Here is a 17,549-nt window from a genome sequence, read left to right as displayed (position 1 = left end):
GCGCAGCATGGCCCCGTCGCCCCTTCCCGGAGTCCGCCATGTCCCTCTCCCGCCGCCATCTGCTGGGCCTGGGCGGTGTTGCCACCGCCGCCGGCCTGCTCGGCCTGGGGGCCTGCAGCCGCGCCGCCCCGGCCGCCGCCGAAGCGCGTCCGTCGCGACAGTTCGAGGTCATGCACAGCGATGCCGAGTGGCGCCAACGCCTGACCCCGGCGCAGTACGCGGTGCTGCGCCAGCAGGCGACCGAGCGCCCCTACAGCAGCGCGCTCAACAAGGAACACCGGCAGGGCACCTTCGCCTGCGCCGGCTGCGCGCTGCCGCTGTTCTCCTCGTCCACCAAATTCGAGAGCGGCACCGGCTGGCCCAGCTTCTGGGCACCGCTGCACAACGCCATCGGCGAAGACCGCGACGTGACCTTCGGGATGCTGAGGGTGGAGGTGCACTGCCGCCGCTGCGGTGGCCACCTCGGCCACGTGTTCAACGACGGCCCGCGCCCGACAGGGCTGCGCTACTGCATGAACGGTGCGGCGATGGTGTTCGTTCCCGGCGCCACGGATGGCACCGCCGACGGCTGGCGGGTGCCGGTCGGTTCTTCTTCTGTTTCCGGAGCCTGACCATGCTGCTGTTGCTGCTTGCCTACCTGGGGGGCGCGCTGACCCTGCTCAGCCCGTGCATCCTGCCGGTGCTGCCGTTCGTGTTCGCGCGTGCCGACCGTCCGTTCCTGCGCAGCACGCTGCCGCTGCTGCTGGGCATGGCGCTCACCTTCACCGTGGTTGCCAGCCTGGCCGCGGTGGGCAGCCAGTGGGTGGCGCAGGCCAACCAGGTCGGACGCTGGATCGCCCTGCTGCTGATGGCGCTGTTCGCGGTCGCCCTGCTGTGGCCGCGACTGGCCGACCATCTGCTGGCGCCGTTCCAGCGCGTGGGTGCCCGTCTGAGCGCGCGCGCCGATGCCGCTGATGCCGCTGGGCGCGGCGGCGCGTGGACCTCGCTGCTGATCGGCATCGCCACCGGCCTGCTGTGGGCACCGTGTGCAGGTCCGATCCTCGGCCTGGTGTTGACCGGTGCCGCCCTGCATGGTGCCAGCGTGGGGACCAGCACCCTGCTGCTGGCGTATGCGCTGGGCGCGGTCACTGCGCTGGCGCTGGCGGTGTGGGTGGGTGGCCGCGTGTTCCGTGCGCTGCAGGCGCGGCTTGGCCTCGGCGATGTGCTGCGCAAGGGGCTGGGCGTGGCCGCCCTGCTGGCGGTGGTGGCGATCGGCCTGGGCTGGGATACCGGCCTGCTGACCCGTCTTTCCACGGTCAGCACCGCGCGTATCGAGCAGGGCCTGCTGGACGCGGTACCCGGCGCGCAGCCGTCGGCACCGCCGATGATGATGATGGCCGGTGCCGCTGCCGATGCACCGCTGCCGGTGGAAGGCACGCTGCCCGCGCTGGACGGGGCCACCGGCTGGCTCAACAGCCCCCCGCTGGCAGCCCAGCAGCTGCGCGGCAAGGTCGTGCTGATCGATTTCTGGACCTACTCCTGCATCAACTGCCTGCGCGCGATGCCGTTCGTGCACGAATGGGAGCGCCGCTACCGCGACCACGGCCTGGTGGTGGTCGGCGTGCACACACCGGAGTTCGCCTTCGAGCGTGACCCGCGCAACGTGATGAAGGCGGTGCAACAGCTGAAGGTCGAGTACCCGGTGGCGCTCGACAACCAGTACACGATCTGGCGCGCGTTCAACAACCGCTACTGGCCGGCGCAGTACTTCGTTGATGCGCAGGGCAACATCCGCGGCCACCAGTTCGGCGAGGGCAATTATGCGCGCTCGGAACAGATGATCCGTCGCCTGCTGACCGAAGCCGGCCAGACGAATCTGCCGCCGCCGGCCGATCCCGCTGCCGCCGAGCTGAAGGGCGTGGCCGTGCAGGCCGACATGGGCAACCTGCGTTCGCCGGAAACCTATCTGGGCCACGCCCGCGCCGAGCAGTTCGCCTCGCCCGGCGGACAGCGCAGTGATGCCGCGTTCGACTACTCCTTGCCGGCGACTCTGGCGCTGAACCAATGGGGACTGTCGGGGCGCTGGACCGTCACCGATGAAGCCGCACAGCTGCAGCAGGCCGGTGGCCGCATTGCGTTCCAGTTCCATGCGCGCGACCTGCACCTGGTGCTGGCGCCCACCCGCGACGGCTCGCCGGTGCGCTTCCGCGTCTGGTTGGACGGCAAGCCACTTCCCGCCACCGATGCCGGCAGTGATGTCGGCGCCGATGGCAGTGGCGTGGTCGACGAGCATCGCCTGTACCAGCTGGTACGCCAGCGCGGCACGGTCAGCCCGCATCGCTTCGAGATCGAATTCCTCGATGCAGGCGTGCAGGCCTATGCCTTCACCTTCGGTTGAACCGGGAGCACATGATGAAACTCTCCTTTGAACAGGGCATCGCCGCCGGTGTTGCCGGCCTGGTGGCCATGGCATTGATTGCCGGGGTGCTGCTGGTCGATCACGGCGCGGCTGCGGCGCCGGTCGAAGCCAGCGCGCAGATCCAGGCACTGCCGGCCCCCACCGGCGACGCGGCGTTCCGCGATGACGCCACCCACGCCAGCGTGGTGTTTGCCGGCGGTTGCTTCTGGGGCGTGCAGGGCGTGTTCCAGCACGTCAAGGGCGTGAGCAATGCGGTGTCCGGCTACATCGGTGGCAGTGCGGCCAATGCGCGTTATGAGCGCGTCAGCGGTGGCCAGACCGGCCATGCCGAAGCGGTGAAGATCGACTACGACCCGCGCCAGGTCAGCTATGGGCAGCTGATGCAGGTGTTCTTCTCGGTCGCGCACGACCCGACCCAGCTCAACCGCCAGGGTCCGGACCACGGCAGCCAGTATCGCTCGGCGATCTTCAGTGATGACGCCCGCCAGCAGGCCGCCAGCCGTGCCTACATCGCCCAGCTCGGCCAGGCCGGCAGCTACCGCGCACCGATCGTCACCCAGCTGGTCAGCGGCCAGCGCTTCTACCCGGCCGAGAGCTACCACCAGAACTACATGACCAACTACCCGCAGGCCGCCTACATCCGCTACTACGACGCACCGAAGCTGGCGGCCCTGGCCAAGCAGTTCCCAGCGCTGTACCGGCGCGAGGCGGTGCTGGTGCCGATGCGCTGACGACCTGGGTAGTGCCGGCCGCTGGCCGGCAACCGCGCCGTTCCGGATCCAGGGATTGCTGGCCAGCGGCCGGCACTACCCAAAAAAGACGCACGGCCATCCAGCCGTGCGTTTGGGAAGTATCGGCCACGCCCCGATCAGGCCCGGCCGACGACGACATGGTAGGCTCGCCATCATCATGGGTACAGCACCAGATGGCGGGATGTTCGATGGATACAGATGACCAGGCCACGATGATCCCTCCGCGCTACCAGCGGCTCTCCGACGAACTGGCCGAGGCCATCCACGGCGGTCGCCTTCCGGTCGGCAGCCGCCTGCCTTCGCTGCGGCAGATGGCGGCGCAGCGCAGGCTCAGCCTCAACACGGTGATCGCGGCCTATCGCCAGCTGGAAGATGCCGGGCTGGTGATTCCGCGGCCGAAGGCGGGCTTCGAAGTCGCGCCGCGGCTGTCGGTGCCGGAGCGTTCGCTGCGCGACACCCCGTCCGCGCCCACCGCGCCGCTGCAGCAGGTGCTGATGGCCCGGGTACTGGAAGCACAGCGCCGCCCGGGTGTGGTCGATCTGGCCTTCGCCGGCCCACGTGGTCGCCAGTTCTATCCCGGCGCGCAGCTGGCCCGGCATACCGCGCAGGTGCTGCGCCACGGCCAGCAGACGGTGGAGACCTATGCGAGACCCAACGGCTCCCCCCGGCTGCTGACGCAGATCGTGCGCCGCGGCCCGCGCATGGGCCTGCATACCCACAGCGAACGCCTGCTGCTGACCCACGGTGCGATGGAAGGGCTGCAGCTGGCGCTACGCGCGGTCACCCAGCCCGGTGACGCGGTGGGCATCGAGGCGCCGTCCTACTTCAACCTGTATCCGTTGCTGGCCAACCTCGGCCTGCAGGCCATCGAGTTGCCCACCCACCCGCAGCACGGACTGGATGTGGATGCACTGGATGCGCTGCTGGAGCACACGCCGCTGGCCGCACTAGTGGTGATGCCGACCGTGCACAACCCGCTCGGCTGCACCATGCCGACCGCCGCCAAGCAACGCCTGGCCGAGCTGGTCAACGCACGGCAGCTGCCCCTGATCGAGGATGCGGTGTACGCCGAGCTGCAGTTCTGCGAACCGCCGGCACCCTTGCTGAAAGCCTTCGATCGCGATGGCTGGGTGATGGTGGTCGGTGGCTTCTCAAAGACACTGGCGCCGGATTACCGCATCGGCTGGCTGGATGGCGGCCGCTTCGCAGAGCGCATCGCACTGCTGAAGTTCCAGTCCACCGGCGGCGAGCCGCAGCTGCTCGGTGACGCGGTCGCCGCGTATCTGGAAGCCGGCAGCTACGAGCACCATCTGCATCGCATGCGCCGCCTGTACCGCGAACAGGTGGGACGGCTGCGCCAGCTGGTAGCCGAGCATTTCCCGGCAGGCACCCGCGCCACCGAACCACAGGGCGGATTCCTGCTGTGGCTGGAACTGCCGGGCGTGGACACGCGCGAGCTGTTCGAGCGAGCGCTGCAGGAGGGCATCGTGTTCATGCCCGGCCAGGTCTATTCGCGTGGCGCGCGCTATCGCCACTGCCTGCGGCTGTCGTGCTGCCAGACCCTGGATGCGCGCTTCATCGGCGCGGTGGAACGGCTGGGTGCGATCGCGCGGGAGCTGGCGGCTGCAGCACGGTAGTGCCGGCCGCTGGCCGGCAACTGCACGGACGTGATTCATCGAGGTTGCCGGCCAGCGGCCGGCACTACCCCAGGTCGTCGAGCAGGTGCGCGCTCAGCGCTTCGCCATCCGCTCCCGGCAGATGCGGCAGCCGCCCCCAGCACGGCATCGGCAGGCGCTGCTGCAGCGTGGCGATGTTCTCGTCCTGGCGTTGCATCGCCGGGTCGATGTGGTTGCCGATCCAGCCCAGGCAGTCCACGCCGCTGGCCTGCAGCGACTGCGCAGTCAGCCGCGCATGGTTGACGCAGCCCAGCCGCATGCCCACCACCAGCAGCACCGGCAACTGCAGTGCTCGCACCAGGTCGAGCTGGTCCAGCGTGGCCGAGACCGGCGCCAGCCAACCGCCAACACCCTCCACCACGACGATATCGGCGTTCGCGCGCAGGCGTTCGAACGCGGCCACGATCGGCGCCAGCTCCACCTGCACGCCGTCCTCGGCAGCGGCCAGCTCCGGTGCCAGCGGCTGCCGCAGCGCATAGGGATTCAGGTCGGCATAGTCCGGCACCGGCCAGCTGGCCGACTGCAGCGCCAGCGCGTCCTCGTTGCGCAGGCCCTGCCCCAGATCCTCGCTGCCGCTGGCCACCGGCTTCATGCCCACCGCGCGCAGGCCACGCTGGCGCAGCGCATGCAGCAGCGCGGTGCTGGCCGCGGTCTTGCCGATTCCGGTATCGGTGCCGGTAACGAACAGGGCGGGCGGCAGCGTAGCGGGCAACGGCATCGATGGGCTCCAACAGGGCAACAGTGCGTGCATTATCGCCGGCCCGGTGCACTTGCTAGACTGCAGGCATGTTCGCCAATGCCTCGCTCACCGGCAGCAAGCCGGAACAATACGCCCAGCTGCTGGAACAGGCCCGTGGCCTGGTCTACGCCGAGTCCGACCGCATCGCCAACGCGGCCAACCTCTCCGCACTGGTCTACCACGCCCTGCCCGACCTGAACTGGGTGGGTTTCTACCTGTACGACGGCAAGGAACTGGTGGTCGGCCCGTTCCAGGGCCTGCCGGCCTGCGTGCGCATCCCGCTGGACAAGGGTGTGTGCGGTGCCGCCGCCAGCCAGCGTGTGACCCAGCGCGTGGACGACGTCGATGCCTTCCCCGGCCACATCGCCTGCGATTCGGCCTCGCGTTCGGAGCTGGTGGTGCCGCTGCTGCGCGGCGATGAACTGATCGGCGTGTTCGATATCGACAGTCCGAAGGTCGGCCGCTTCGACGCCGACGATCAGGCCGGCCTGGAAGCCATCGCCCGCGTGTTCGTCGAGGCGCTGGGATGAGCGCACCGAAGCTGCGCAACATCGGCCCGAAGAGTGCAGCGTGGCTGCGCCAGGTCGGGCTGCGCAGCCGCGAGGACCTGGTCGCGACCGGCGCGGTCGGCGCCTTCGTCAAGGTCAAGCGCGCCGGCTTCAAGCCCAGCCTGAACCTGCTGTACTCGCTGGAAGGCGCATTGCTGGACTGCCACTGGCAGGAACTGAGCGAGCCGCAGCGTGAGGCGCTGGTGCAGGATTACGAAGCACGCATCGCCGCGCACCCGCTGAAGGCGGCCGGCCCGGCGTCGGGTCCGGTGCATGAGCGACGCTTCGATGCCGACGATGACGCGGAAGACAGCGTGACCGAGGATGCGGACGAGGATTGACTGCACCGGTAGTGCCGGCCGCTGGCCGGCAACTGCGTGATCCTGGCAACGTTCCTGAGGCTGCCGGCCAGCGGCCGGCACTACCGGTGGGTTACGGCTGCTGCAGTTCCAGCAGCTCGCCCACCAGCCCGACCTCACCCCGCTCCAGCCACACCCGCAGGCGCGTGCCGTGGTCGATGCGCAGGGCCCAGCACAGCGACATCGGCAGGCCGCAGACCTGCGACAACACCATGCGCAGCGGGCCACCATGGCTGACCACCAGCGTCGGCACCGGGTCCTCATCATCGAGCAGTCGATCCAGCGCGCGCGCGATGCGCCGCTCGAAATGACCCCAGCTCTCGCCGTTCGGCGGCGGGAACGCATGCGGATCGGCGTGGAAGGCCGCCAGTGCATCCTCCGGCAGCTCGAACAGCGACTGCCCGTCCCAATCGCCGAAATCCAGTTCTTCCCATTCCTCGTCCGCTTCCACGTCCAGCCCGCGTGGGGTGGCCAGCGCCATCGCCGTGTGCAGCGCGCGCAACCGCGGTGAGCTGATCACCCGCTCCCAGCGTTGCTCGGCATAGGCCTCGACCAGCTCCTGCGGCAGGCCGGCCAGCTGCGGTGGGTCGCTGCGGCCATCGAGGAACTCATCGCGACCGTTGCCGGCATGGCGGACCAGGTCGAGGATCATGCGTACGTCCCGGACGGGCGACGCAGGTACAGCGGAGAACGGGCGGACATCGGCAACGGCACCACGGGATCGAGCAACCATTCTAAAGGCACAGCAAAGGCAGCCGCGCAGGCGCGACGCAACGGACCAGCCTGCGATGCCGTAGACTGCGCGCACTTCTAGGTGACCTGCGGCCACGGCCGGCAGGTTGAAACGGGAAGCCGGTGACGCGTGATTCCACGCCAGGCCGGCGCTGCCCCCGCAACGGTAAGCACGTCAGTTCCAGGCAACACCGCCACTGTGCCGCAGGCATGGGAAGGCGCCTGGACGGTGGCCTCGCGCCACCCGGCGGCAAGCCCGGAGACCGGCCCGGAAGCCTCAGGTCGCGATGCGGTGGGCATGGCGCTGGATGACCGCAGCGTGCGCTGCGGCATCGGCGCGTGCCTGCCTTCGCGGCTCCTCCCCTTCGCCACGCGGGCGTGCGTGGCACCTGGAGTCCCCCATGAAGCTGCAGTCCCGAATCTTGTCCCTGGCCGTGCTGGCGGCCCTGCCCGCGCTTGCCCAGGCCGCCGAAGACACCACCGCGCTCGACCAGATCCTGGTCACCGCCACCCGCACCCCTATCGCCCTGCAGGACAGCATCGCACCAGCCCAGGTGATCGACCGCGCGCAGATAGAATCCAGCCAAGCCACCTCGCTGCAGGAACTGCTGCGCGGCCGCGCCGGCATCAACCTGACCAATGCCGGCGGGCTCGGCAAGCAGAGCTCGCTGTTCCTGCGCGGCACCAACTCAGGCCACACCGTGGTGCTGGTCGATGGCGTGCGCATCAACAGTGCCGACCTCGGCCTGGCCATGTACCAGGACCTGCCGCTGGCGCAGATCGAACGCGTGGAGATCGTGCGCGGCCCGCAGTCCAGCCTGTACGGCGCCGACGCCATCGGTGGCGTGATCCAGATCTTCACCCGCCGCAACCAGGGCGATTTTGCTCCGCACTTCCAGCTCGGTGGTGGCAGCAACGGCCTGCGCGAAGCCAGCGGCGGGATCGGCGGCGGGACCGAACGCGGCTGGTTCGGCGCCGACATCGCCTACCAGCATTCCGATGGCATCGATGCCTGCCGCGGCTCGGCAACGCTGTTCACCGGCTGCTTCGCCGACGAACCCGACCGCGACGGCTACCGCAACCTGTCCAAGAGCCTGCGTGGCGGCTACACCTTCAACGACCAGTGGAACGTGGAAGGCAGTGCGCTGCGCGCCGACGGCAAGAACCACTACGACGGCTATTACAACTATTCGGAAACCCGCCAGCAGGTGCTGGCCGGCAAGGTGCGCTACACCCCGTCCGAACGCCTGGCGTTCACCGCCAATGTCGGGCGCAGTGACAACGAGTCGGACAACTTCGGTGACTTCGGTGCCCGTGGCAGCGCTCAGACCCACCGCGACAGTGCCTCGCTGCAGGGTGACTTCGCCTTGGCCGAAGGCCAGCTGCTTAGCACCGGCGTGGACTGGAGCGAAGACAACCTGGATGGCAGCAGCGCGGGCTACCTCGTCGACAGCCGTCGCAACACCGGCGTGTTCGTGCAGTACCAGGGACGCTTCGGCCGCCACCAGCTGCAGGCCAGCGCGCGCAACGACGACAACCAGCAGTTCGGCAACCACGCCACCGGCAGCCTCGGCTGGGCGATGGAGCTCGGCCACGGCCTGCGTGTCAATGCCAGCTACGGCACCGCGTTCAAGGCGCCGACCTTCAGCGACCTGTACGACCCGTGGAGCGGCGTGCCGACGTTGAAGCCGGAGAAGTCCAAGAGTGCCAACCTCGGTGTGTCGCAGCAGGGCCAGGGCTGGCACTGGGGCCTGGACGTCTATGAAACCCGCATCGATGATCTGATCACCTACGATGCGGCGACCTTCCAGATGCAGCAGGTGGAGAAGGCGCGCATCCGCGGGGCCGAACTGACCGGTGGCGTGCTGCTGGCCGGCTTCGACATCAACGCCCAGCTGAGCTACACCGACCCACGCAACCGCACCGGCGGCAGCACCCAGTTCGACAACTGGCTGCCGCGTCGTGCACAGCAGACCGCGCGGCTGGACATCGATCGGCGTTTCGGGGACTTCCGCGCAGGCCTGACCGTGCAGGGCGCGGGCAAGCGCTATGACGATGCCGCCAACGCGGTGAAGGTGGGGGGGTACGGCACGCTGGATCTGCGCGCCGAATACGCGCTGACGCCGTCGTGGTCGCTGCTGGCGCGTGCCGCCAACGTGTTCGACCGCAGGTATGAGACGGTGGCGTGGTTCAACCAGCCCGGCCGCGAGTACCAGCTGAGCGTGCGTTACCAGCCGAAATGACCGCGACGGTCATGGTAGTGCCGGCCGCTGGCCGGCAACATCATGACCCTCGGCAACGTCCTCGGGGTTGCCGGCCAGCGGCCGGCACTACCTGTTGCGTCGGCCGGGTTACCGGCCCGCGGCCAACCCCGGCAACTCACGCAGGTCGTCAATCACCGCCACCGCATGCGCGGTGGCCAGGTCCAGGCCGCGCGGATAGCCGTAGCGCACCAGCGCGATCGGCATGCCCGCATCTTCGGCGGCGCGGTAGTCGGTCAACGAATCACCCACCATCAGGCAGGCATCCACCGCCAGCCCGAAGTGCGCAGCGATGTGCCGCAGCGGCTCACCGCTGGGCTTGCGCTGCGGCAGTGAATCGCCGCCCAGTACCAGCGCGAACGCATCACCAATGCCCAGGTGCTGCAGCAGCGGCGGCACCAGTGCTTCGGGCTTGTTGGTGCAGATCGCCAGCGGAACAGCGCGTGCACGCAGCTGCATCAGCGCTTCGGCCACGCCATCGAACAGGCGCGGGCTGCGCAGCAGGCACTCACGGTAGTGCACCATGAACACCGGCATCACCTCGGCCAGGTCGACTTCACGACCGGCGGCGTGCACCGCCTGTTCGACCAGGCGGCGCACACCGTCGCCGATCCAGCCGAGCACGGTGGCTTCCGGCACGCGCGCCATGCCGGTGTCTTCCAGCGTACGGTTCAGCGCCTCGGCGATGTCAGCTGCGCTGTCGACCAGCGTGCCATCGAGATCGAATACGACCAGCGGATAGGGATACGACAAGGGACGACGCCTGTACAACGTGGAGCCGTCCATTGTACGCCGCGCTTTTGCCCCGGGATCCGCCTCAGCCGATCCTGCGTGCGCGGGTGGCCAGGAACGTGGGCAGGTAACGGTCGATCAGGAAGCGTGGCTTCGGCTGCCAGTCTTCCATGAACCGATCAATCACGAAGCCTGCATCCAGCTGCCCGCCGATCAGTTCGGTCAGGCTGTGGCCAAAGGTCAGCGCATCGCCGCGGGCGAGTTTCGCCTCACGCTCTGCGGCGGGCAGGTCTTCCAGGTCCGAATAGGGAATGGCGTACTGCGGTCGGATCAGGCCCTGCGCATCAAGCTGCGGATCGCGCGCACCGACGAACAGCACCGGATTGTAGAAGCTGGCCATCAACATGCCATCGCGCGCCAGCACGCGGCGGCATTCGGTCCACACCGGGCGCACGTCGGGTACGTACAGGTTGGAGATCGGATGGAACACCACATCGAAGCTGTCATTGGCGAATACGTGCAGGTCGCGCATGTCGCCCTGCACCGTGCGCAGCCGCAGGCCGTCGCGCGCAGCGACCCTGCGGTCCTGTTCCAGCTGCCCGTCGGACAGGTCGAATACGGTGACGTCGGCCCCGGCCGCCGCCAGCACCGGTGCCTGCTGGCCACCGCCCGAGGCCAGGCACAGCACCCGGCGGCCGCGCACATCGCCCAGCCAGTCCAGCGGCAGGGCGCGGGGCGTCAGGTGCACCTGCCAACGCCCTTCGCGCGCGGCGGCAATCGTTGAACTCTCCACCGGGCGCGACCATTCGCGCACTTCGCTGGCCTGGCGGTCCCAGGCAGCACGGTTGTGGTCGATCAAGGCCTGTCCATGGTTCATGTGTTCTCCTTGCCCGGTGGGCGCCAATCCAGATCCTGGAAGGCCGGGCTGGCGAAACACTCGGCCAGGTAATCCAGGAATCGCCGCATGATAGCGGGCTGCTGGCGCCGTGACGCGTACACGGCATGAATGCCGAGCTCGTCCAAACTGAATCCGGGCAGCACTTCGATCAGCTCGCCGCTGCGCAGCAGTGGCGCCACCTGGTAGGTCGGCAGCATGGCGATCCCGGCACCGGCGCGTACCGCCTCCAGCAGCAGCGAGGCCTCGTTGGCGCTGATGTTGCCGCCCACCGCCACCGACAGCGAACGGCCATCGCGGTGCAGCTGCCACAGGCTCTTGCCGACGTAGTGGTGGGTCAGGCAGTTGTGCGCGGCCAGGTGCTCCGGTGCGGTCGGCGTGCCACGCGCCTGCAGGTACGACGGCGTCGCGCACAGCACCGAGCGGCAGGTGGCCAGCCGCCGCGCGATCAGACTGGGGTCGATCTGGCGCGCGATGCGCACGGCCAGGTCCACGCGCTCCTCGATCAGGTTCACCGTGCGGTCGACCAGCAGCAGCTCGATGCGCGCCGCCGGATGGCGCGCGACGAAACCGGCCACCGCCCGTGCCAGGTGGCTCTGCCCGAACGACACGCTGGCGGTCACCCGCAGCGTACCGTGCGGCTCAGGATCATCACTGGCCAGCTCGCCCTGCAGTTCTTCGCCGATCGCCAGCATCTGCCGGAAGCGCGCCAGCGCCGCCTCGCCCGGGCCGGTCAGGCTGACCCGGCGTGTGGTCCGGTGCAGCAGGCGTGCACCCAGCCAGCCCTCGACCTCGGCCAGGTAGCGGCTGACCATCGCCCGCGACATGTCCAGCACTTCCGCAGCGGCGGTGAGGCTGCCGCGCTCGGCCACCTCGACAAACACGGTCATGGCGGTCAATCGGTCCATATGCTCGATCCACGCAACAAACAAGCGCGTTATACGCTGTTTTTCGAGCGACTGCAGCGGCCTAGAGTGGCGCCATTCCCAGCCCACACCGCCCCACGGAGTCCTGCCATGAAGATCGCCCTCGTTGGTTCCACCGGCAACATCGGCCGCCAGATCGCCCGCCACGCGCTGGCCCACGGCCACGAACTCACCCTCATCGTGCGCAGCGCGCAGGACCTCCCGGCCGAGCTGGCCGGTGCCCATCCGGTGATCGCCTCGCTGGATGACCAGGACGCGCTGGTTGCCGCCATCGCCGGCCACGACGTGCTCGCCAGTGCCTACGGCCCGCGCCCGGGCGATGACATCGGCCGCGTCGGCGAGGTCGCCGCGCAGCTGGCGGCCGCCGCACGCAAGGCCGGTGTACCGCGCCTGGTAGTGGTCGGCGGTGCCGGTAGCCTGGAAGTCGCACCCGGCGTGCAGCTGGTCGATACCCCCACCTTCCCGGAGGCCTACAAGCCGTACGCGCTGGCCCATCGTGAAGCCTTCAATCGCCTGCAGGCAGTGGACGACCTGGACTGGACCTTCTTCTCGCCAGCCGCCGAAATCGGCCCGGGCGAAGAGCGTGGCCGGTACCGCGTGCAGCCCAAGGCGTTCCTGGCCGATACCAGCGGCCACAGCCGCATCAGCTACGCCGACTATGGCGCGGCGTTCGTCGCCGAGCTGGAAGCGCACGCGTATCCGAAGCAGATCATCACCGCAGCGTATTGATCCACGCACGTCCCATGTAGAGCCAAGCCCGCGCTCGGCTCTACGCGAACATGCAGCCGGGCATTGGCCCGGCTCTAGACAAGGAATTCCCATGCGTACCGCTGCCCTGCTGCTTCCCCTCGCCCTGGCCGCCACTTTCACCAGTGCGCCGCTGCTGGCCGCACCGGCCACCGCGGCGCCGACCACCGCGACGAAATCACAACTGCACCTGCAGACCTTCCATCCCGGCCCGCAGGCGATGTTCTCGGTGTCCTCGGTGCTGATCGAAGGCCGCCATGACGCGATCCTGGTCAACGCGCAGTTCGGCGCCAGCGACGCACGCAAGCTGGTCGAACTGATCCGCGCCAGTGGCAAGCAGCTGACCACGATCTACATCAGCCACGGCGATCCGGACTACTACTTCGGCCTGGCCACCCTGCAGGATGCCTTCCCGCAGGCACGCATCGTCGCCACTGCGCAGACCGTCGCCCACATCCAGCAGACCCAGGCCGGCAAGCTGGCCTACTGGGGACCGAAGATGGGTGCCGACGTGCCCGCGCGCGTCGTGGTGCCGCAGGTGCTGGATGGCGATGCCCTGCAGCTGGAAGGCCAGCGCCTGCCGTTGATCGGCCTGGATGGCCCGACCCCGGACCGCACGGTGCTGTGGGTACCGTCGCTGCGCGCGATCGTCGGCGGCATTCCGGTGGTGGCCGGTGAGCACGTGTGGATGGCCGACACGCAGACGCCGAAGTCGCACACTGACTGGCTGCAGACCCTGCAGCGGTTGCAGGCACTGAAGCCGAAGGTGGTGGTGCCCGGGCACTACGCGCCGGGTGCCGCACTGGATGCCAGTGCGCTGCGCTTTACTGCGGACTACATCCGCGCGTTCGATGCCGAGGCGGCCAAGGCCAAGGACAGTGCGGCACTGGTGAAAGCAATGCAGTCGCGCTACCCGAAGCTGGATGGCGTCGCATCGCTGGAGCTGAGTGCGAAGGTGGCCAAGGGCGAGATGCAGTGGCCATGAGGTAGGGAGTTTTCTTTTGCAGGGCTGCGCCCTGCACCTGTGGTAGTGCCGGCCGCTGGCCGGCACCCTCAACATCCAAAGCTGGCCTGAACGTCAACAGCTGTACGATGGATTGCGTAGTTGAGTAAACCGATGGAACGGAGAATTCGCGATGAAGATCAAGAGTGTGTTGGTCAAACTGCTGCTGTCCACCGCCGCACTGACCGCGCCCCCGCGTTCTCTCAACAAGTGACGCCCTCCACCGACCCCGTTGTTCAAGCCTTTGCGCAGCATGAGGGGTTGACCACGCAAGAAGCCGACAGGCGGCTCAGACTTCGAATTGCAGCAGGTGAAGAGCTTGCGCGCATTCTGGATGGAATGCCTGATCGCTTCGCTGGCAAGAGCTTCACTGAGAACCCGATGATCGTGACGGTCCGTTTGACCGGGACCGAGCCAGTGCCATCGCGAACTGTGAGCACTGTCCATGGCACCATCACCTACCGCTTCACGGTCGGGGCAACCCACTCTCTGACGCAACTGAAGCAGATAGTGAAGTCAGGAAAGGTGGCAGAACTTTTCCCGGAGCATCAGGGAATCATGATCGACGGACAGCGCGGGGTGATTGTTGTGGAGCTGCCCGGCACAGATTTCGAAAGAACCCATGTCGATGAGGAGCAGGAAGCGCGACGCATTCTTTCCGCCCCCATTGAACTGAAGAAGTCCTAGGGGCGCTCCAAGCTGCTGTCAGCGCCACAGGTTCGTGCGGGTGGGAGAGCTGTTTGGCGAACGATCAATTGCCTGCAGAATCGTTCGGTCCGTGCTCGAACAATTCCCCCTGCACCACCGCCTCCTTTTCGCGGAACCCGCCCAGCCCGACACCCACCAGCCGATAGCGCGTCTCCGCCGGCAGGTCGACGCGGGCGCGCAGGGCCAGTGCTATGTCGCGCAGTTCTTCCATCGACTCCGGCGGACGTTCCGGGGTGAAGCTGCGGGTGAGGATGCGGAACTGCGCGGTCTTCAACTTCAGCACCACGGTATGGCCGACACGTTCGGTCTTGCGCGTGGCCTTCCAGGTCTTCTCCGCCAGTTGCACGATCGCCTCGCCCAGGTCTTCCAGCAGCAGGTCCTCGGCGAAGGTATCCTCCGAGGAAATCGACTGCACCTGCTGGTCCGGTTCCACCGGCCGCTCGTCGATGCCGCGCGCCCGGTTGTACAGGCTGCGCCCGAAACTGCCGAACGCCTCTTCCAGATCGGTCAATGCCCATTGCCGCAGATCGCCGCAGGTGACGATGCCGCGCGCGGCCAGCTTGCCCTCCATCACCTTGCCGACGCCGGGCACCCGGTTCACTGGCAACGGCTGCAGGAACGCGTCCACCCGCTGCGGCGGAATCACGAACTGGCCATCCGGCTTGCGCCAGTCCGAGGCGATCTTGGCCAGGAACTTGTTCGGCGCGATCCCGGCTGAAGCAGTCAGGTTCGTTTCCTCGCGGATCTGCATGCGGATGGTACGGGCGATGTCGGTAGCCAGTTCGATGCCGCTCTTCGGCTCGGTCACGTCCAGGTAGGCTTCGTCCAGCGACAACGGTTCAACCAGGTCGGTGTGGCGCAGGAAGATCTCGCGCACCTGGCGTGACACCGCCTTGTAACGTGCGAAGTCGGGCGGTACGAAAATCGCGTCCGGGCACAGGCGCTCGGCGCGCACCGCGGGCATCGCCGAACGCACGCCGAACACGCGTGCCTCGTACGATGCCGCGCACACCACCGAGCGTGCGCCGCGCCATGCCACAACCACCGGCTTGCCGCGCAGTGACGGATCGTCGCGTTGCTCCACCGACGCGTAGAACGCGTCCATGTCAACGTGGATGATCTTGCGCAGTCGGGTCATGTCAGGCGGGAAAGGCGGGGGCGGGGCGGGCAGGCCACACGCCGAAGTATGGTCGTTGCACATCAACAGGATGCGCGTATTCCCTTGAAAACACTACGGTTGCGTACGGTTGAAATGTTTGATCGGGACAGTTTCCACGGGCATCCTCGAGAACTTGTTTTCCCGTTTCCCCGCTTCCAGGATTGTGTTTCATGACCCGTCTCCACGCGTTCAACCGCGATCAGCTGCTGGCCAGCGCACGCGGTGAACTGTTCGGCACCGCCGCCGGCCGTTTGCCCAACGATCCGATGCTGATGTTCGACCGCATCACCGATATCCACGAGGATGGCGGGCCGCACGGCAAGGGCATGGTACGCGCCGAACTGGATATCCGCCCGGACCTGTGGTTCTTCGGCTGCCACTTCATCGGCGACCCGGTGATGCCCGGCTGCCTCGGCCTGGATGCCATGTGGCAGCTGACCGGCTTCTTCCTGACCTGGCTGGGCGCTCCCGGCAAGGGCCGTGCACTGGGCTGCGGCGAGGTGAAGTTCACCGGCCAGGTACTGCCGGACGCCAAGCTCGTACGCTACGAGATCGACATCAGCCGGGTCATCAACCGCAAGCTGGTGATGGCGCAGTCGGACGCCCGCATGTACGTGGATGACCGCGAAATCTACAGCGCGCGCGACCTGCGCGTCGGCCTGTTCACTGAAACCGGGAGCTTCTGATGCGTCGTGTTGTCATCACCGGCATGGGCATCACCTCCTGCCTCGGCAATGATCTGGATACCGTTTCGGCCGCGCTGCGCGAAGGGCGCTCGGGCATCACCGCCCTGGCCGACCACGCCGAAGCGGGCCTGCGCAGCCAGGTCGGCGGCCGCGTCGACCTCGACCTGGACGCCCTGATCGACCGCAAGCAGAAGCGCTTCATGAGCGACGCGGCGGCCTTCGCCTACCTGGCCATGCGCGATGCCATCGCCGATGCCGGGCTCAGCCCCGAGCAGGTCAGCAGCCTGCGTACCGGCCTGATCGCCGGTTCCGGTGGCGGCTCCAGCGAATGGCAGATCGGTGCCGTCGACCTGCTGCGCGAACGTGGCGTGCGCAAGGTCGGCCCGTACATGGTGCCGCGCACGATGTGCTCGACGGTCTCGGCCTGCCTGGCCACGGCCTACCAGATCAAGGGCGTCAGCTACTCGCTGTCGGCTGCCTGCGCGACCTCGGCGCATTGCATCGGCGCCGCTGCGGACATGATCCGGCACGGTGCGCAGGACATCATGTTCGCCGGCGGTGGCGAAGACCTGCACTGGTCGATGAGTGTGATGTTCGACGCGATGGGTGCCCTGTCGACCAGCTTCAACGAAACCCCGGCCAGCGCCTCGCGCCCGTACGACAAGGACCGCGACGGCTTCGTCATCGCCGGTGGTGGCGGCATGCTGGTGCTGGAGGATTACGACCACGCCGTCGCACGCGGTGCTCACATCCATGCCGAACTGATCGGCTATGGCGTCACCTCCGACGGCGCCGACATGGTCGCGCCATCCGGTGAAGGTGCGGTGCGCTGCATGAAGATGGCGCTGCAGGGTGTCGATCGCCCGCTGGACTACCTGAACACCCACGGCACCTCGACCCCGCTGGGCGACGTCACCGAGCTCAACGCGATCCGCGAAGTGTTCGGCGATGCGGTGCCGCCGCTGTCTTCGACCAAGGCGTTGTCCGGGCACTCGCTTGGTGCAGCCAGCGTGCACGAGGCGATCTACTGCCTGCTGATGATGCGCGATGGCTTCGTTGCCGGTTCGGCCAACATCGGCGAGCTGGACCCGAAGGTGGAGAGCTTCCCGATCCTGCGCGAGAGCCGCGAGCAGAAACTGGATACGGTGATGTCCAACAGCTTCGGCTTCGGTGGCACCAACGCTGCGCTGGTGTTCGGGCGGGTGTGAGGGGACAGGTATGCCGACCA

18 protein-coding genes and 1 riboswitch are annotated in these 17,549 nt (G+C 67.9%); of the genes, 12 read left to right on the top strand and 6 right to left on the bottom strand.

From position 1 onward, the window contains the following. Window positions 1-38: 38 nt before the first annotated feature. The 4 genes from msrB to ACMGRF_RS00655 all read left to right on the top strand — a co-directional run bounded on the left by msrB (window position 39) and on the right by ACMGRF_RS00655 (window position 4,787). On the top strand, window positions 39-611 hold the full coding sequence (gene msrB, locus ACMGRF_RS00670) for a peptide-methionine (R)-S-oxide reductase MsrB (RefSeq protein ID WP_414485547.1): 573 nt from the start codon (window positions 39-41) through the stop codon (window positions 609-611). 2 nt (window positions 612-613) lie between these two features. After that, entirely contained in the window at window positions 614-2,377 is a 1,764-nt protein-coding gene (locus tag ACMGRF_RS00665; RefSeq protein WP_414485546.1) for a cytochrome c biogenesis protein DipZ, read from the top strand. A gap of 14 nt (window positions 2,378-2,391) precedes the next feature. Continuing rightward, window positions 2,392-3,129 carry a peptide-methionine (S)-S-oxide reductase MsrA gene (gene msrA, locus ACMGRF_RS00660; protein ID WP_049414846.1) on the top strand — a complete coding sequence of 246 codons (738 nt, stop codon included), beginning with the start codon at window positions 2,392-2,394 and terminating at the stop codon, window positions 3,127-3,129. Window positions 3,130-3,338: 209 nt separating this feature from the next. Further along, window positions 3,339-4,787 (top strand): PLP-dependent aminotransferase family protein, encoded by a 1,449-nt coding sequence (locus ACMGRF_RS00655; protein WP_414485545.1) that lies wholly within the window; start codon window positions 3,339-3,341, stop codon window positions 4,785-4,787. Window positions 4,788-4,851: 64 nt separating this feature from the next. Here ACMGRF_RS00655 and bioD read toward each other — a convergent pair whose 3' ends face one another. Next, on the bottom strand, window positions 4,852-5,544 hold the full coding sequence (gene bioD, locus ACMGRF_RS00650) for a dethiobiotin synthase (RefSeq protein ID WP_049440097.1): 693 nt from the start codon (window positions 5,542-5,544) through the stop codon (window positions 4,852-4,854). A 68-nt stretch (window positions 5,545-5,612) separates the two neighbouring features. Here bioD and ACMGRF_RS00645 point away from each other — a divergent pair, with 68 nt between their 5' ends. Beyond that, window positions 5,613-6,095, top strand: a complete 483-nt coding sequence (locus tag ACMGRF_RS00645) for a GAF domain-containing protein (RefSeq protein WP_004140850.1) — start codon at window positions 5,613-5,615, stop codon at window positions 6,093-6,095. Next, window positions 6,092-6,454: a TfoX/Sxy family protein gene (locus tag ACMGRF_RS00640; RefSeq protein ID WP_049414831.1), complete on the top strand. Its 363-nt coding sequence runs from the start codon at window positions 6,092-6,094 to the stop codon at window positions 6,452-6,454. The genes ACMGRF_RS00645 and ACMGRF_RS00640 overlap by 4 nt, the downstream gene beginning before the upstream one ends. A gap of 91 nt (window positions 6,455-6,545) precedes the next feature. Here ACMGRF_RS00640 and ACMGRF_RS00635 read toward each other — a convergent pair whose 3' ends face one another. Further along, window positions 6,546-7,124 (bottom strand): histidine phosphatase family protein, encoded by a 579-nt coding sequence (locus ACMGRF_RS00635; RefSeq protein WP_049414832.1) that lies wholly within the window; start codon window positions 7,122-7,124, stop codon window positions 6,546-6,548. Window positions 7,125-7,267: 143 nt separating this feature from the next. Next, window positions 7,268-7,491, top strand: a riboswitch (cobalamin riboswitch). 114 nt (window positions 7,492-7,605) lie between these two features. Here ACMGRF_RS00635 and btuB point away from each other — a divergent pair. Then, on the top strand, window positions 7,606-9,447 hold the full coding sequence (gene btuB, locus ACMGRF_RS00630) for a TonB-dependent vitamin B12 receptor (protein WP_049414833.1): 1,842 nt from the start codon (window positions 7,606-7,608) through the stop codon (window positions 9,445-9,447). Between the two features lie 108 nt (window positions 9,448-9,555). On the opposite strand, the gene gph is transcribed toward btuB, so the two are convergent. The 3 genes from gph to ACMGRF_RS00615 all read right to left on the bottom strand — a co-directional run bounded on the left by gph (window position 9,556) and on the right by ACMGRF_RS00615 (window position 12,000). Beyond that, window positions 9,556-10,218, bottom strand: a complete 663-nt coding sequence (gene gph, locus ACMGRF_RS00625) for a phosphoglycolate phosphatase (protein WP_049414835.1) — start codon at window positions 10,216-10,218, stop codon at window positions 9,556-9,558. A gap of 64 nt (window positions 10,219-10,282) precedes the next feature. Next, window positions 10,283-11,074, bottom strand: coding sequence for a class I SAM-dependent methyltransferase (locus ACMGRF_RS00620; protein WP_049414837.1), 792 nt, complete (start codon window positions 11,072-11,074; stop codon window positions 10,283-10,285). Continuing rightward, window positions 11,071-12,000 carry a LysR family transcriptional regulator gene (locus tag ACMGRF_RS00615; RefSeq protein ID WP_049414839.1) on the bottom strand — a complete coding sequence of 310 codons (930 nt, stop codon included), beginning with the start codon at window positions 11,998-12,000 and terminating at the stop codon, window positions 11,071-11,073. Before ACMGRF_RS00615 ends, ACMGRF_RS00620 begins: the two co-directional genes overlap by 4 nt. A 108-nt stretch (window positions 12,001-12,108) precedes the next feature. Here ACMGRF_RS00615 and ACMGRF_RS00610 point away from each other — a divergent pair, with 108 nt between their 5' ends. From ACMGRF_RS00610 to ACMGRF_RS00600, 3 genes are all read left to right on the top strand, one after another. Then, the gene (locus tag ACMGRF_RS00610; protein ID WP_414485544.1) at window positions 12,109-12,747 is read left to right on the top strand and encodes an NAD(P)-dependent oxidoreductase; all 639 of its coding nucleotides are present in this window, start codon (window positions 12,109-12,111) and stop codon (window positions 12,745-12,747) included. Window positions 12,748-12,838: 91 nt separating this feature from the next. Next, entirely contained in the window at window positions 12,839-13,750 is a 912-nt protein-coding gene (locus tag ACMGRF_RS00605) for an MBL fold metallo-hydrolase (protein ID WP_414485543.1), read from the top strand. A 120-nt stretch (window positions 13,751-13,870) separates the two neighbouring features. Continuing rightward, window positions 13,871-14,455 carry a hypothetical protein gene (locus ACMGRF_RS00600; protein WP_414485542.1) on the top strand — a complete coding sequence of 195 codons (585 nt, stop codon included), beginning with the start codon at window positions 13,871-13,873 and terminating at the stop codon, window positions 14,453-14,455. A gap of 64 nt (window positions 14,456-14,519) precedes the next feature. Here ACMGRF_RS00600 and dinB read toward each other — a convergent pair whose 3' ends face one another. Then, window positions 14,520-15,614 (bottom strand): DNA polymerase IV, encoded by a 1,095-nt coding sequence (gene dinB / locus ACMGRF_RS00595; RefSeq protein ID WP_049440107.1) that lies wholly within the window; start codon window positions 15,612-15,614, stop codon window positions 14,520-14,522. A 191-nt stretch (window positions 15,615-15,805) separates the two neighbouring features. Here dinB and fabA point away from each other — a divergent pair, with 191 nt between their 5' ends. Together fabA and fabB are read left to right on the top strand one after the other, a co-directional pair. Beyond that, complete coding sequence (gene fabA, locus ACMGRF_RS00590) at window positions 15,806-16,321, top strand: 3-hydroxyacyl-[acyl-carrier-protein] dehydratase FabA (protein ID WP_049412752.1); 516 nt, start codon at window positions 15,806-15,808, stop codon at window positions 16,319-16,321. Beyond that, entirely contained in the window at window positions 16,321-17,529 is a 1,209-nt protein-coding gene (fabB, locus tag ACMGRF_RS00585; protein ID WP_005415129.1) for a beta-ketoacyl-ACP synthase I, read from the top strand. Before fabA ends, fabB begins: the two co-directional genes overlap by 1 nt. Window positions 17,530-17,549: the final 20 nt, after the last annotated feature.

It is taken from the genome of Stenotrophomonas sp. EMP41, from assembly GCF_047495535.1.
GTDB lineage: Bacteria > Pseudomonadota > Gammaproteobacteria > Xanthomonadales > Xanthomonadaceae > Stenotrophomonas > Stenotrophomonas sepilia.
This window is presented reverse-complemented; position numbering and strand designations above follow the sequence as displayed.